Source organism: Streptomyces sp. NPDC052299 (genome assembly GCF_040679335.1).
In the GTDB taxonomy this organism is placed as follows: domain Bacteria; phylum Actinomycetota; class Actinomycetes; order Streptomycetales; family Streptomycetaceae; genus Streptomyces.
The window spans coordinates 1-14,420 of sequence record NZ_JBFAUP010000026.1; the positions used below are offsets into that span (position 1 = coordinate 1).

Here is a 14,420-nt window from a genome sequence, read left to right on the forward strand (position 1 = left end):
CGCGGCACCGTCGCGTTGCAGTACGCGTAGAGCAGCTTCGCGCCGTGCCGGATGATCCCACCGTGCTCCTGATCGACGCCGGGCAGGAAGCCGGGTACGTCCAGAAGAGTGATGATGGGGATGTTGAAGGCGTCACACATCTGGACGAATCGCGCGGCCTTCTCGGACGCCTCGATGTCCAGCACGCCGGCCAGGGCCTGGGGCTGGTTGGCGACGATGCCGACGACCTGGCCGTCCATCCGGGCCAGGGCGCAGATGATGTTGCGGGCCCAGCGCTCGTGGACCTCCAGGTAGTCGCCGTCGTCGACGAGCTCCTCGATGACCTTGTGCATGTCGTACGGGCGGTTGCCGTCGGCCGGGACCAGGTCCAGGAGGGCATCGCCGCGCCGGTCGGCCGGGTCGTCGCTCGCCGCGGTGGGCGGGTTCTCCCGGTTGTTGGAGGGCAGCATCCCGATGAGGTAGCGGACCTCGGCGATGCAGGTCTCCTCGTCGTCGTACGCGAAGTGCGCGACGCCCGAGGTCTCGGCGTGGACGTCCGCGCCGCCCAGCCCGTTCTGCGTGATCTCCTCGCCGGTGACCGCCTTCACGACGTCCGGACCGGTGATGAACATCTGTGAGGTCTCACGCACCATGAACACGAAGTCCGTCAGCGCGGGGCTGTAGGCCGCACCGCCCGCACAGGGACCGAGCATCACGCTGATCTGCGGGATCACACCGGACGCCTTGGTGTTGCGCTGGAAGATGCCCCCGTATCCGGCGAGCGCCGAGACGCCCTCCTGGATACGGGCACCCGCGCCGTCGTTCAACGACACCAGCGGCGCACCCGCCGAGATGGCCATGTCCATGATCTTGTGGATCTTCGTCGCGTGGGCCTCGCCCAGCGCCCCGCCGAAGATCCGGAAGTCATGCGCGTACACGAAGACCGTCCGGCCCTCGACCGTGCCCCAGCCCGTGATCACACCGTCGGTGTAGGGCTTCTTCGCCTCCAGGCCGAAACCCGTCGCCCGGTGCCGCCGCAGCTGCTCGACCTCGTGGAAGGAACCCGGGTCGAGAAGGAGCTCGATGCGCTCGTGGGCGGTCAGCTTGCCCTTGGCGTGCTGTGCCTCGGTCGCCCGGTCACTGGGTCCGCGGCGGGCCCGCTCGCGCAGTGCCAGCAGTTCGGCCACACGGCCGCGGGTGTCGCTCGGCTCGCCCTGGGTTTCGTCCACAACGGTCATGTAACGACCCTACGAACCCCGCCAAAGAAATCGTGCCGTCGACTCCGTACAGTCTCCTGCCCGGTTTACTGGTGGAGCCTGACAGTAGCCCGGGCCCATGCAGGCGAAGTACCAGCCGGTACCGGGTTCTCCTTATGGAGGTCCTACAAAGGATCACTGTGGCCTGCCGCACACGCCGGTGAGCCGGGGGACGCGGTCGAGCTGGGCGTCCTGCACCTTCTGAATGTCCTCCAGGCGCGGGAGCACCGGCTCGTCCGGGTGCGCCACGGTCAGCAGCACCGCCTCGTAGAAGGCGTCCCGCACCGCCGCGGGCATGACGTCCGACGCGTCCAGGCACAACGGCACCCGCTGGTCCGTGAGGCGGCGGCCGATCTCCCGCTCGACCGCGCCCTTGCGGGCCGGGACCGCGGAATTGGCCGAGAACACCCCGCCCTCGCGGCCCCACTCCTCCTGGGCCTTCTCGGAGGTGAGGCGCCGGATCACCGTCCGGGCCCGTTCGCCGTCCCCGAACAGCGCGGCGAAGTCCGCCGACACCTCGTGGGCCTTCACGGTGTACGTGCCGCCGGGCAGCAGCGGGGCCGAGTCCGTGAAGGCGGCCCCGGCCCTGCGGGCCCCGTAGAACGTGCGGGCGAAGGAGCCCTGGTGTTCCAGGGAGCAGCCGCCCTCGAAGAGCAGCCCGTCTCCCCCGGCCGGGCCGCGGTGGTCCTTCGTGAGGATCGCCTGGCGCTCTTCGGGCGAGCCCTGGGCGAGCAGGCCCGCCCAGGTGGTCCAGGCGGTGACGACGTGCGGGGCGGTCCAGGGCAGCTCCCCGGTGGCCCACCGCGCGTACAGCACCGGGCCCGCCTGCTGGAGGAGCAGGTCCTCGATCCAGTCGCTGCCGGGCCAGCCGGAGGAGCCGTCGTCGCCCATGGCCGCGCACCAGGCGTCCAGCGGGGCCGGGGCGGGCGGCGGGGTCTCGCCCCTGCGGTACCAGACGATGGACTTGAGGTCGGCCTTGAGCGGTACCCACAGGTCCTTCTTTATGCCTTCCGCCTCCGGCAGCCACGGGTTGCCGTACTCCTCGGGCTCGTAGAGGTCCGTGAGCGGCTTGAGCCGGTTGTCGGCGGCGTACTCGACCAGTTCACCGACACCGGGCAGGATCGCGATGTCCGGCGGGTTGCCCGCCTGGACCTCGGCGAGCAGCACCTCGCGGGTGGCCGCGGTGCCCTGGTAGGTGTACGGGATGCCGAAGCCGTCCAGGACGTCCTTGAACTGCCGTTCCTGCTCGTCGGTCCAGGGGCCGAGGATGGTCACCCTCGGTTCGGCGTCGCTGCCTCCGGGGGCCGCGAGGCCGCAGGAGGCGGTCAGGAGCAGGGCGAGGACGAGCAGCAGCGCCCGGGGGGCCGTCCTCCGGATCATCCGGCCCTCCAGTAGTAGTCGGCGTTGAGGCGGCGGGCGATTCCGGCGGCCGGGAGCAGGAGGACCAGCGCGCCCGCGCCGAGCGCCCCGTAGTAGGTCCAGCTCTGCCAGCTCCGGGCGGCCAGCCCGTCTCGCAGTTCGGTGGAGGCGCGGGTGACGTACTGCTGGGCGTCGGCGAGGCGGTCCGGATCGCTCGCGCCGCCCCCGGACGGCACGCAGGGGTCGCTCGCGGTGTCCCCGGACCGCACGCGGGGGTCGCTCGCGGTGGCCTCGATCCGGACGAGCCGGTGGCGGGCCGCGTCGAGCCGTTCCTGGGTGGCGGCGGTCGCCCACAGCGGTACGACGGCGAGGGCGACGGCCACCAGCAGCGTCGGCAGCAGCCACGGGTCCAGGCTGCGCCCGCAGCGGCGGCGCAGCAGCCACAGCGCGCTGAGCGTGGTCAGGACGAGGACGAGCAGGCCCAGTTCGGCGACGGCCCAGCCGGTCACCTGGAGCGGGCCGAGGGTGCTGATCCGGCCCATCCGGCGCATCTGGTGGTCCTGGAGGACGTCGAGGCGGGGCACGACCCCGGTGCCCGGCCGGTTCAGCTGGCGGTCCGCGTCGCTCATCTTCTGCCGCTGCATCAGGTCGTCGTGCACGTACTTCACCGTCCCGGGCGTGACGGAGCCGCTGTACGAGGTGAGCACCCCGGTGACGGTCGCCAGGACGCCCCGGCCGCGCTCGCCGTCGATCTGGACGTCGGAGAGCCGGGACAGGCCCTGCCCGGCCGCGGAGAGCTGGGCCTCGTAGCGGGCTCCGGCTCCGACGACCTCGTCGATCCCGAAGCACACGGAGAGCCGGGCCTCCTGGTGGGCGCGGAGCAGGGCGAGCTGGGTGGCGGAGACGCCCTGGACGGCGGGGGCGGCGTGGCTGCGCATCTCGCCCGCCGCGTTCTGGACCTCGCGGTACGAGACGAGCAGCGCGGTCATCGAGACGAGCGCGGCCAGCACGATGACGGCCAGGTGCAGTTCGAGCAGCCGTCTGGTGCGGGAGCCGGTCGTCCGGCGGGCCCGGAAGGCGCGCGTCCAGTGGGTGGGCCGGGGGATCACAGGCGCCTCCCGCAGGCGATGCAGTACCGGGCGCCCGGCCCGGCGGGGTGGCGGCAGCCGGGGCACTTGCCGGGCGGACCCCCGGCGTGCGCGGGCAGGTCCAGCAGGGGGCCGGAGGCGACGTGCAGCCGTCCCTCGCGCACGGTCCCCCGGTCGACGGTGGGGCCGACGCGGACCAGGCCCCGGGGCCCGTCCACGATGTCGGCCACGGTGCGGACCTTGGTGAGGACCCAGTCGGCGCCGATCTCGTGGGCCAGCCGGACCGCGAGGCCGAACTGCCGCTCGGCCTCCTCGCGGCTCATCGGGTCCAGCGCCGCGTAGCCCCGTTCGAGCGCGGTCCGCATCCGGGTCGCGGCGTTCATCGCGTCGAGCGTGCCGCCCCCGCCGTCCGCGCCCACGGCGACGCCGGGCGGCAGCCAGCGGACCACGAGCGGGGCGGCGGCCTCGCCGACGGACACCGTGGCGAGCTGGAGCAGCACGCCGAGCGGGTCGGCGCTCGCGTCCGCCCGCACGGTGAGCAGGTAGTCCCGGGCGCCGGGCTCCCACTGGTGGGTGGCGAAGTCGTACCGGTGCGGGTGCTCCGGCGTGGTCAGCGGGACGAGGGCGTGCTGGCGGGGCTGCCGCTCGCTGAGCGCGATCCCGGTCACCGCGGGGCGGCCGGTGACGGTGACGGGCAGTTCGGGGCTCAGGACCTGGCGCAGCCGCCGCAGCGCCCTGGTGACGGCCGGGGCGAACCGGTCGGGCGCGGTGTCGGCCGTGCCGTGCAGGCCCTCGGTGAGGGCGAGCAGCGGTGCCGGGTCCCAGTCCGCGCCGAGCGCGAGCACGTCCGCGCTGAACTCGCCCTCGCACGCGGCGATCCCGGCCCCGAGGGCCGCCTCGCCCGCCGGGTCGTGCCCGCCGCCGTCGGTGACGAGGATCAGGTGCCGTACGGGCAGGGGCCGCCCAGCGAAGAGCGTGCGGGCGGCGGTGAGCCAGGTCCCGTATCCCGGCGGGGGCCGGTCGTCGGGGGTCGGTGCGACGCGCCCCGCGCTGAACGCCGCGCGCCGCTTCTCGTCGGTGTCCGCGAGCGCCCAGGGTCCGCGCAGCGGGTAGCACTGCCCGGGCCCGTGGTCGCCGGCGCCGCCGAGCACCGCGAAGGACACCCCGTCGGGCAGCGCCCGCAGGGTCGCGGCGAGCGCGGCGGCGGCGTCCTGCCGCCGGGCTGGGCCGACGTCCAGCGCGAGGACGACGGCGAGCTCGGTGGCGGGCCGCTGGTCCTGGGGGCCGGTGCCGGTGGCCTTGACGCGCACATGGGCGTCGATCCGGGTGTCGTGGTGCGGCTGCTGATCGCGCCGGACGTCGACGGACACGACGAACCGGAGCCCGGTCGGCGTCGGGTCGGGAGCGGCCATGAACGGATCTCCAGGGGTACGGCGGGAGGGGCGGGCGGGTAGTGGCGGCCGGGGCGCACCGCGCGCCCCCTCAGAACCGCGTCTGCGGGCGCACGGCGTGGGACAGGTCGATCAGCCGTTCGTACTCCGCCGGTTTCTGGCGTTGGCGGGCCAGCCAGCGGTAGCACTGCTCCAGTTCCGCGCGGACCTCCCGTTCGCCGGGGACCGGTGGGGGCGGGAGGCTCCTGCGCGGCCATGTCCGTCGCGGGGGCGGGGGGCCGGCCGTGGCGCGGACCGCGTCGAGCTTCCACTCGTACAGTTCGGTGCGCAGCAGCCACGCCGCCTCGTCGCCCGCGACGACCGGGGCGGCCAGCGCGGCCAGCGCCGCTCCGATCTCCGCGAGACCGGGCAGCGGGTGCTCGCCCGCGGCCAGCCGGGCGGCCCGGATGCGCAGGGCGGCGACGCGGGCCACGGTGTGGTCGCGGGACTCGTCGGGGACCAGGTCCAGGACCCGGACTGCGGCGTTCCGGTCGCCCCGGGCCAGGGCGAGCCGGGCGAGGCCGAGGGCGGCGCCGACGTGCGAGGGGTTGCGGGCGTGGACCGCGCGGAACAGCTCGTAGGCGGACGGGCCCGCCCCGGGCCCCACCTGCTCCGCGCAGTACGCGAGGGCCAGCTTCGCCGCGTATTCGCCGGGCAGCGCGCGGTGCACGGCCGAGAAGTGGCCGTGGGCGGCCTCCAGCAGCGCCCGGCGCTCCTCCTTCCGTACGTCCGCGCCGCGCAGGGCGACCAGGCCGCGGTGCCAGCTCAGGCGCCACTGCCGCACCGGACCGGGCCCGGGGATCGCAGCCGCCGCCTCGACCTGCTCGTGGGCCGCCGCCAGTGCCTCGGGGCCCTCCTGGCCGAGCAGCAGCCGGGCGTTGTGCAGGCAGATCTCGACGGACCGCTCCCCCTCGGCGGGCTGGGCGAGCGGCTGGCCCGGGTCGTAGCTGCTGACGCCGAAGCGGGCGGCCTGCGGGTCGCCGGGGTAGGGCCGGGGCACCGGGAGGCGGCGGGCGATCTCGGTCGGGGTCGGCGTGCCCGGGTCCAGGGTGGGCGCCGGGGGCGTTTCGCGGCGGCTGTGCAGCGGGCGGCGCAGCCAGTGCGCGTAGTCCGGGACCGAGCCCAGGCGGGCGCCGAGCAGTTCGGTGGAGGGCGTGAAGTAGGCGGAGGGTTCCGGCTGGTCGCGCTTGCCGCGCAGGGCCCGGATCTCGCGCAGCACCCCGCGCAGCTGCCCGGCCATGTCCTCGGCGGTGCCGAAGCGTTCCTCGGGGTCCTCGGCGGTGGCCCGTGCCAGGACGAGCCGGAAGGAGCTGATGCCGAGGCCGGGGACGTCGTCGCCGACCGCCCAGCGGGCCAGTTCGCCGAGCGTGACGCCGACCGTGTGCACGTCGTGGGCCACGGTGAGCGGCTTGGTGCCGTCCGTCTCCGGGGCCGCGAAGTACGGGGTGATCACGGGCGGCGGGTCGACGCTGCCCGCCTTGCGGACGCCGCCGAGGTCGATGACCTTGATGCCGTCGAGGTGGTGGATCACGTTCGACGGCTTCATGTCGCCGTAGAGGAAGCCCATCCCGTGCAGATGGGACAGGGCCTCCAGGATCTGGCAGCCGTAGGTGACGACGTGTTCGATGTCGAGGACGAAGGCGCCCTGCCGGACGGACTCGACCAGTGCGGACAGGGTGCGGTCGCCGACGTCCTCCATGACGATGTAGCCGCCGGAGACCGTGCCGTCGGCGTTGGCCGTGGAGACGAAGTCGCGGATCTGGACGATCCGTTCGTGCCGGATGGCGACCAGGCTGCGGCGCTCCTCGCCGGCCTGGGCGGCGCCGCGCTCGGCGTAGCGGTTGAGGAGGCCCTTGACGGCGACGAAGTCCTCCAGGTGGGTGTCCTCGGCCAGATAGACCCAGCCCTGTCCGCCGTGCGCGATGGGGCCCCGGATGACGTACTGGTCCTGGAGCGGCGGACCGTCCTTGGTGAGCTCGGGGCGGTACGAGTAGGGCGCCCCGCACACCGGGCAGTACCCCTCGTCCGGGGGCGGCGCGGCGGTGTGCGGCGGGACGAACGCGGTGTCGCAGGACTTGACGGAGCAGGTCATCACGATGCGCACGGGGTGCTCGGCGGCGGCCAGTCGTTCCGCCGGGCTGCCCGGGTCGAGCAGCGGGAGTTCGAGGAGCCCGGCGGGCCCGTGGTCCTCGGGCGCGCCGGGCAGCGGCGGCAGGCCCGGGGCGGTCTCGTCGCGGCCGCAGGTGTCGCAGTAGCCGGTGGGCAGGACGGCGCCGGTGCAGGGGCCGCCGGTGAAGCGGCGGTGCGGGCAGGGAATCCTCATGGGCGGCCCACGGGTCCGGTGCGCTGTCCGGGCGGACCGGCGGCGCACGCGAGGTCGGCGCGTAAGTCGCGTAAGAGCTGCTTGAGCCCGACGAGCCGGGCGTGCGGATCGGGCTGCGCCCTCAGCTCCCCCAGGCGCCTTCGGCGTGCCGCCGGGTCCGTGGCCGGGCGCGGGGGTGCGGACGCGGAGTCGGTCAGGCCGTCCAGGCGGGCCCAGACGCGTTCCATCCGCTCGGCCCCGCGCACCAGTTCCTCGGCGCGTTCGTCCAGCGCCGGTACGAGCAGGTCGCGTTCGACGGCGCCGGGTGCCGGGCCCTCCGTGCCGCGTACGACGACGAGCAGCCGGAAGCCGAGGGCGCGCACCCGGGCGAGGACGCGCACGAGCCCCGCCGGGTCCGGGTCCTCGTCGAGGCCGACCACCACGAGGACCGGGCCCGCCGCGGGGCGTCCGGCGAGCGAGCGTTCGGGTTCGTCGCCGCCTTCGAGGAGCCAGTCGCGGTAGCGGTTGCGCTGGTGGAGCGGGGGGCGCAGCTGGGCGACCAGGGTGTCCACGAGCTCGTCGGGGCGGCCGCGTCCGCCCTGGTGGACGAGGTGGGCGCGGTGCAGCTGGTGGCGCAGGGTGCGGTCGCGGCCGCCGCCCTCCGGGATGACGCTGAAGCGCACGGCGGGCTGGTCGGCCCCCGCGAACCAGCGCCGCAGCCGCGCGGCGAGAGCGTGGTCCCAGCCGTCCGGGCCGCTCAGCTCGGCCACCAGGGGCACGAGTTGTGCGATGCGGTCGACGGGGATCATGTACGAGAAGGCGAGGTCGTTCTCGGTGGGCAGCTCCATCTCCAGGTCGCCGCGCCAGCTGACGACGAGGCCGACGACGCTTTCGGGGCGCTCGCCCTCGCGGCCGGTGTGGACGGCGGCGCCGCTGAATCCGGGGCGCACCACCTCCGCGTTGGTGCGGGCGTCGAGCTGGACCCAGTCGCCGTGGAGGCCGCTGATCCGTCCCGCGAGCCACATGCCGTCGGCGTCGAAGGGCGCCGCGTAGCCGCCGAGCCACACCTCGGCACCGCGCTCCAGGCGCCGGGACAGGGGTGCCGGTTCCGCCTGGGGGCGCGGGCCGTCCAGGGCGAGGACGGCGACGTCCTCGCGGTCGGGCAGCCAGCCGTCGGGGGCGACCCGGGCGGCGACGGGCGGGATGGCCGGGTTCTCGGCGAACTCGACCCACATCCGGGCTCCGGGCTCCCCGACGACGTGGGCGCAGGTCAGCATCCGGTCCTGGGTGATCAGCACCCCGGCCCCGCACACGTCGCCCCGCGGGCCCTCCCGGCGCAGCCGCAGTCGCCAGTCCGCTCTCAACTCCCCCATGGTTCACGAGCGTACGCGCGGACGGGCCCCGCTTCCCAGAGTGCGGACACAAAGGGAAGCGGGGCCCGGGCCGTTCAGCCTCCGCAGTGGAAGCGGGCGCTGCCCCAGTCCGCGTGGTCGTTACCGTTGCCGTCGCCGCCGTCACCGACGACGAGCTCGACGTACTTGGCGCCGGTGACGTCCGCCGTGAGCGACCAGGCGGCGTCGGAGGCCCGGAGCACCGGGGACTTCACCTTCTCGGTGCCGTCGGCCCTCACCGAGAACTGGACGCTGCCCGCGGTCTTCTGGACGTCGTCCACGCCGACCTCGGCGGTGAAGGAGGTGCACTGTCCGCCCAGGTAGTAGCGGATGGTCGCCGGGGCGTGGCTGCCGAGCCCCTTCTCGTAGACCGTGCCGCCGATGGTGAGCGGGGTGCCGTCCCCGGCGCCGGTCTCGCCGTTGGACAGGTCGCGCTCGACCGGGCCCCAGCCGTTGGTGGTGGCCGTCCAGTCGAGGTCACTGGCCCAGCTGTCCCGGGTGGGCGGCGGGGGCAGGGTGCGCACGGAGGTCTGGGCGCCGAGCTTCCGCTGTCCGTCGCCGGTCGTGTACGTGGCCTGCGCGGTCAGGGCGTACGTGCGGTACTCGGCGTCCACCGGCGGGGTGACCTGCCAGCGCGCGGTGACCTTCGCGCCGGGTGCCACGGTGTCGAAGGTGACGGCTCCGGCGGGCTCGGCCCGCCAGCCCTCGGGGAGGGCGAGGTCCACCTCGACGCCGGTCGCGGCGGTGGACTCGTAGTTGGTGAAGCTCACCTCGACGGGGTTGGCGGTGCCCGGCTCCAGCGTCTCTCCACCGGCCGCGACGGTCAGCGTGCCGCAGGCGGCCCGCTCACCGGCGGGCGCCTCGCCGAGGTCGGTCACGGTGAAGGCGTCGAGCACGAAGTCGGCGCCCTCCGGTGCGTCGCCGCGCTTGCGCAGCCCGGTCCAGGTGTCGCCGCAGCCCGCCGTGACGGTCTCCGTGAAGTGGCCGGTGTCGTGCTGGGCGCCGATGGCGGTGGTCCGGGTCTCGACGGAGGCGGGCTTGCCCTCGGCGGTGATCCGGTCGTAGCCGTCGACCCACTCGTAGGCCCCGGCGTGGCTGGACTGGTAGTCGTACTCGACCCGGTAGCGGTGGCCCGCGGTCATCGGGACGGTCCAGGGGGCCGTGCGGTAGACGAGGCCGGTGTTCTCCTCATGGGCCTTCAGGGACTCCTTGCCGCCGATCACGTCGTCGATGAGCTTCCCGTTCCAGCCCGCCTGGGTGTACGGGGCGTGGAGCTGCGAGATGACGGTGCGGGGGTCGGTGGAGCCGCCCGCGTCGCCCTTGAGGAAGGGGCCCCAGCCCTGGTCGACGTCCTCGAAGTCCTCGTGGACGACGGTGCCCTTCTTCGTGGCGGGGGCGCCCGCGACGAGGCGGACGTCGTCGGCGCGGACGGTGGCCGTGCTGCCGTCCGCGGCTTCGATGCGCAGGGTGGTGCGGCCGTTCGCGGGGGCCGTGAAGTCGACCTTGGCGCGCTGGAAGTAGGTGCCGTGCCAGTCGGACGCGGCGACGTAGTCCCTGGCGGTGGAGCGGTCCACGGCGACGGACTCGCCGCCCGCCGAGAGCGTGGTGTGCCGGGTCTTTCCGGGCTCGACCTCGATGAGCGCTGACGCGGTGTAGCGGGCGCCGGGCTTCAGGCCGCCGATGCGCTGGGAGAGCGCGGCGGTGCCGGAGCCGGAGAGCTTCGCGCTGTTGCGGCCCTGCGCGTCGGTGTCGCGGACGGCGGTTCCGGTCTTCGTCCAGGCGCCGAGCCGGTCGTCGTTGAAGCCGGGGTCGGCGACGAGGGTGTCCTCGCCCCACTTCGGGTCGGCGGCCTCCGGGGCCTGTCGCGGGTAGAGGACGTACGGCTGTCCGGCCTCGGCCTTCAGCGTGATCCTCCCGTCGACGGGCCGCACGGTGCCGGTCTTCACGCGGCCGTTGTCGGTGAGCCGGTAGACGGTGTACGTGCCCGGGGAGGGCACCGCCCAGCTGCTCGTACCGCCCTCCCGGCTGTAGTGGTAGAGCTTCTTGCCGCCGTCCCACGGAAGCAGGTAGTCGGTGCCGCTGAGGACCTTGCGGCCGTGGTCGTAGTAGGTCCGCTTACCGTCCTCGACGGTGCCGGAGATCCCGCCGGTGAAGGTGATGTCGTTGCCGTCCCAGCGGGTGATCTTCTGCTGCTGGAGGTACTTGGCGGGCAGGTCGCGCTGCCAGACGTTGTCGTAGAAGGCGTTCCAGTCGGTCTCGCCGGTCCAGCCCTCGAATTCGGCGATGGCGCTCTGGCCGAGGACCGGGTCGTTGTTCCAGACGTCCTTCTCGCCGTTGCGGATGAACCGGATGATCTTCGAGTTGATGCCCTTGTTGGTGGCGCCGCCGTAGTCCAGGTCGTTGGCCCAGTGCGACCAGAGCGAGGCCCGCTCAAACTTGTCGGCCCACTCGCTGGAGACGTTCCAGCCCTGCTTCTGGAGGGCCTGGACGGTCTTGTCGGCGATCCAGCCGTGTGTGTAGTACACGTCGATGTACAGCATCGAGAGGTTGGCGCCGGTCTCGTCGCGCAGTTGCTGGAAGCGCTTCGCCAGGTCGCCGCTGTTGATGTCGCGGCGCTGGTCGATGTAGTAGCTCTGGCCCAGCCAGTTCCAGCCCGGCTTGGTCTTGTCGACCAGTTGCTCGTCGAACGCCTTGGCCTCCGGGTACGCCTCCGTGGCGTTGACGTGGACGCCGAAGGTGGCGCCCCACTTCTTGCCGTCCTTCAGCAGGGCGTTGAGGTCCTTCAGCCCGCCCGCGCGCTTGTTGTAGTCGCCGCCGTAGTCGGGGTGGGCGGAGTCGTGGCCCTCGGAGGCGTATCCCTTGAGCAGGGCGAGCTGACCGAGGCCGTCCGTCGCCAGGGAGATCCGCTTGACGTCGTCCAGGGTGCGCAGGAAGGGGTGCGTGGCCTGGCTGGCGAAGTTGAACGGGATGTGGGTGATGACCCGGTCCGCGGTGTCCTCGCTGCCCGGCGCGACCACGCCGATCGAGCGGAAGGCGACCGCCCCGTCCTGCCAGTCGACCGTGCGGTCGCCGTTGGCGTCGGGCGTGACGACGACCTTGGCCCAGGGCAGGGCGTCCCCGCTCTCCGGCTCCGGCGCGCCCGCGCCCCGGTAGGTCCACTGACCGGACCAGACGGCGACGCGCGTCGAGCCGTCGTCCTCCTTGCGGGCCTGGTGCCAGAACCGGGCGTCGTCGCCGCCGGTGGCGCCGGAGGGCTTGTCGTACGAGGAGTTGGACTCGACGGCTGCCGCGAGCGAGCCGGTGTTGACGATGGCGTAGGTGGCGCCGGAGGGCGCGGACTCGGCCGGGGTGTCGCCGGTGACCTTCGCGAAGACGTCGGCGGTCCTGGTGGAGTCGGTGTCCAGCTTGGTGAAGGCGGTGGCCGCGCCGGTGTCGGTGCTCGCCACGGAGACCAGGTCGTGGCCGGGTATGTCGATCGTGGACACCCGGAAGGCGGCGGTGTCGCGGACGGCGGTGACCTTGAAGGTGGTGGCACGGCCGGACACGGAGAGCGTGGCGTCGATCTCCACCCCGGGCAGGTCGGCGAAGGCCAGCGTGTAGCGGGCGGCCGAGCCGGTGACCTCCGGGGCGCCCTTGAGCTGCACCGGGTGCGCGGTGCCGTTCAGGGTGACGGCGGTGACCGGGCGGGTGGAGCCGGTGAGCTGCTTGCCGGATCCGCGGTCGGTGTACGTGAGGACGCGCGGGAAGTCCGCGGCGACGGCGACCGCGAGCTGCGCGGAGGAGATGACGGGGCTGTCCGCGGGCACGGCGGCACCGGCGGCAGCGGGCGAGGGGGCGGCGGCCACGGCGGGGAGGGCGGTCCCCACCAGGGCCAGGACGGCTGCTGAGGCGGCGGCTGCGACGCCCACCGGCATACGGCTTGGTGACATGTGCACTGCGTAGTCGTCGGCTCGGCGCACCGTCAACGACGTACGGCTCCGAGGGCTTCGCCAGTCCAACAACCGCCTTCCGTAAGTCCAAGTAGGTCCACCTGGGGCGGGTCCGGGGCGTCCGGGGCACCGCGTTCAGTTCCTGATCACGTGGTGTGCGGGCATCGAGCGGCCTCCAGGCAAGTGCCGCTCATCAGCGTCGAGTTGTGAAGAGTTCTTCTTTTTGAGAGCGCTCTCAGTCACAAGTATTGACGCCTGTGCCGCGCGCCGAGAAAGTGGTGCGCATCGCGGACGCCCCCCGCACCACCTTCCCCGCACGGTCCACCCGTCCGCGCCCCCACGCACCCCCGGAGTCGCCTCATGATTTCGCGCCGCAAGTTCCTGACGGGCGGAGCCGCCGCCACGGCCACCGCACTGACCTACCCCCTCTGGGGCAGCGCCCTGAGCCCGAGCGCGTCGGCCTCCGCCGCCACCTGCGAACTGGCCCTGGTCAACAAGTCGTTGCCCGGCCGCGTCAACGCCTACGTCACGGGCCACGAGCAGGGCACCGACCGCTGGGTCCTGCTGCGCGCCGACGGCAGCGTCTACCACCCCGACTCCCCCTCGGCGCCGCAGACCCCGCTGCCGGTCGACTGCGCGATCCCGCTGAACGGCGCGGGCGGCGCGCCCGTCGTACTGACGCTGCCTCAGATGTACGGCGCCCGGGTCTACTTCGTCCGGGACGACACCCTGACCTTCTACCTCAACCCGGGCCCGGCCCTGGTCGAGCCCGCGTTCGCCACCTCCACCGACCCGAACTACGGACGGACCTGGTCGTTCTGCGAGTTCACGTTCAATCCGCAGCAGCTGTACGCCAACATCAGCTACGTCGACCTGGTGACCGCGCTCCCGATCGGCCTGACCCTGGAGGGCGATTCCACGCACACCGTCGCCCCGCTCCCCGACGGCGCCGTGCAGCGGATCGCCGACGGCCTCATCGCCCAGGCGGCCGCCGACGGCCAGCCCTGGGACAAGTTGGTGACCCGCGGCGCGGACGGCAGCGTGCTGCGGGTCATCTCCCCGCAGAACCTGATGGCGCCCTACTTCGACCGGCCCGACCAGATGCCGTTCCGCGACCTGTTCACGGCGCAGATCGACCAGGTCTGGGAGAAGTACCGCTCGACGGACCTGCGCATCGACCTCCAGGGCGGGCGCGGCGTGCGCACGGGCCGGGTCAGCGGCGACACGCTGGTGTTCGAGGGCGGGCACACCTTCACCAAGCCGGTCTCGAAGGACATCTTCACCTGCAACCACGGGCCGTTCACCAACAACCCGGCGGACAACGACGACAAGAAGGCCCTGCTGGCCCGGCTGGCGGCCGGCTTCAACCGCTCGATCATGCTCAGTCACCCGGACCAGCCCAACGGCACCTCGGTGGCCGACTACTACCAGGGCGCGGCGACCAACCACTGGTCCCGGATCGTCCACGCCAACAGCCCGATCGGTTACGCCTTCCCGTACGACGACGTGCGTCCGGACGGCCAGCCGGACGTCTCGGGCGCCGCGAACGACGGCAATCCGAGGCGGTTCACGGTGAGCGTCGGTTCCTGACCTCACCCCCACAGACCGGGAGGACCCCCGTCCGGGCGGGACGGGGGTCCTTCCTCATGCGTGCGCGGGACGCCGCGCGGGCACCGGTGCCGTGTT

At 73.4% G+C, this 14,420-nt stretch carries 8 protein-coding genes; 1 reads left to right on the forward strand and 7 read right to left on the reverse strand.

Annotated features, from left to right (window positions below; translation table 11 throughout):
* The 7 genes from AB0L33_RS31375 to AB0L33_RS31405 form a co-directional block, all read right to left on the reverse strand.
* Positions 1–1,217 (reverse strand): acyl-CoA carboxylase subunit beta (locus AB0L33_RS31375; protein WP_365686801.1); only part of this gene is annotated, 1,217 nt, incomplete at its 3' end.
* 153 nt (positions 1,218–1,370) lie between these two features.
* Positions 1,371–2,615, reverse strand: coding sequence for a carbohydrate ABC transporter substrate-binding protein (locus AB0L33_RS31380; RefSeq protein WP_365686803.1), 1,245 nt, complete (start codon positions 2,613–2,615; stop codon positions 1,371–1,373).
* A complete protein-coding gene (locus AB0L33_RS31385) occupies positions 2,612–3,703 on the reverse strand; it encodes a hypothetical protein (protein ID WP_365686805.1) in 1,092 nt (363 codons plus the stop codon). Before AB0L33_RS31385 ends, AB0L33_RS31380 begins: the two co-directional genes overlap by 4 nt.
* The gene (locus AB0L33_RS31390) at positions 3,700–5,094 is read right to left on the reverse strand and encodes a hypothetical protein (RefSeq protein WP_365686807.1); all 1,395 of its coding nucleotides are present in this window, start codon (positions 5,092–5,094) and stop codon (positions 3,700–3,702) included. Before AB0L33_RS31390 ends, AB0L33_RS31385 begins: the two co-directional genes overlap by 4 nt.
* Before the next feature lie 70 nt (positions 5,095–5,164).
* The gene (locus tag AB0L33_RS31395) at positions 5,165–7,435 is read right to left on the reverse strand and encodes a tetratricopeptide repeat protein (protein WP_365686808.1); all 2,271 of its coding nucleotides are present in this window, start codon (positions 7,433–7,435) and stop codon (positions 5,165–5,167) included.
* Positions 7,432–8,787: a serine protease gene (locus AB0L33_RS31400; protein ID WP_365686810.1), complete on the reverse strand. Its 1,356-nt coding sequence runs from the start codon at positions 8,785–8,787 to the stop codon at positions 7,432–7,434. The genes AB0L33_RS31395 and AB0L33_RS31400 overlap by 4 nt, the downstream gene beginning before the upstream one ends.
* Positions 8,788–8,861: 74 nt before the next feature.
* Positions 8,862–12,734: an endo-alpha-N-acetylgalactosaminidase family protein gene (locus AB0L33_RS31405; RefSeq protein ID WP_365686812.1), complete on the reverse strand. Its 3,873-nt coding sequence runs from the start codon at positions 12,732–12,734 to the stop codon at positions 8,862–8,864.
* 360 nt (positions 12,735–13,094) lie between these two features.
* On the opposite strand from AB0L33_RS31405, the gene AB0L33_RS31410 reads away from it, so the two are divergent.
* Positions 13,095–14,324 carry a glycoside hydrolase family 64 protein gene (locus tag AB0L33_RS31410; RefSeq protein ID WP_365686814.1) on the forward strand — a complete coding sequence of 410 codons (1,230 nt, stop codon included), beginning with the start codon at positions 13,095–13,097 and terminating at the stop codon, positions 14,322–14,324.
* The last annotated feature ends 96 nt before the right edge of the window (positions 14,325–14,420 follow it).

What these genes read in the sequence shown, in the direction of transcription:
- AB0L33_RS31380 (WP_365686803.1), bottom strand. Translation starts at nt 2,615, where the DNA reads ATGATCCGGAGGACGGCCCCCCGGGCGCTGCTGCTCGTCCTCGCCCTG.
- AB0L33_RS31405 (WP_365686812.1), bottom strand. Translation starts at nt 12,734, where the DNA reads ATGTCACCAAGCCGTATGCCGGTGGGCGTCGCAGCCGCCGCCTCAGCA.
- AB0L33_RS31395 (WP_365686808.1), bottom strand. Translation starts at nt 7,435, where the DNA reads ATGAGGATTCCCTGCCCGCACCGCCGCTTCACCGGCGGCCCCTGCACC.
- AB0L33_RS31390 (WP_365686807.1), bottom strand. Translation starts at nt 5,094, where the DNA reads ATGGCCGCTCCCGACCCGACGCCGACCGGGCTCCGGTTCGTCGTGTCC.
- AB0L33_RS31410 (WP_365686814.1), top strand. Translation starts at nt 13,095, where the DNA reads ATGATTTCGCGCCGCAAGTTCCTGACGGGCGGAGCCGCCGCCACGGCC.
- AB0L33_RS31400 (WP_365686810.1), bottom strand. Translation starts at nt 8,787, where the DNA reads ATGGGGGAGTTGAGAGCGGACTGGCGACTGCGGCTGCGCCGGGAGGGC.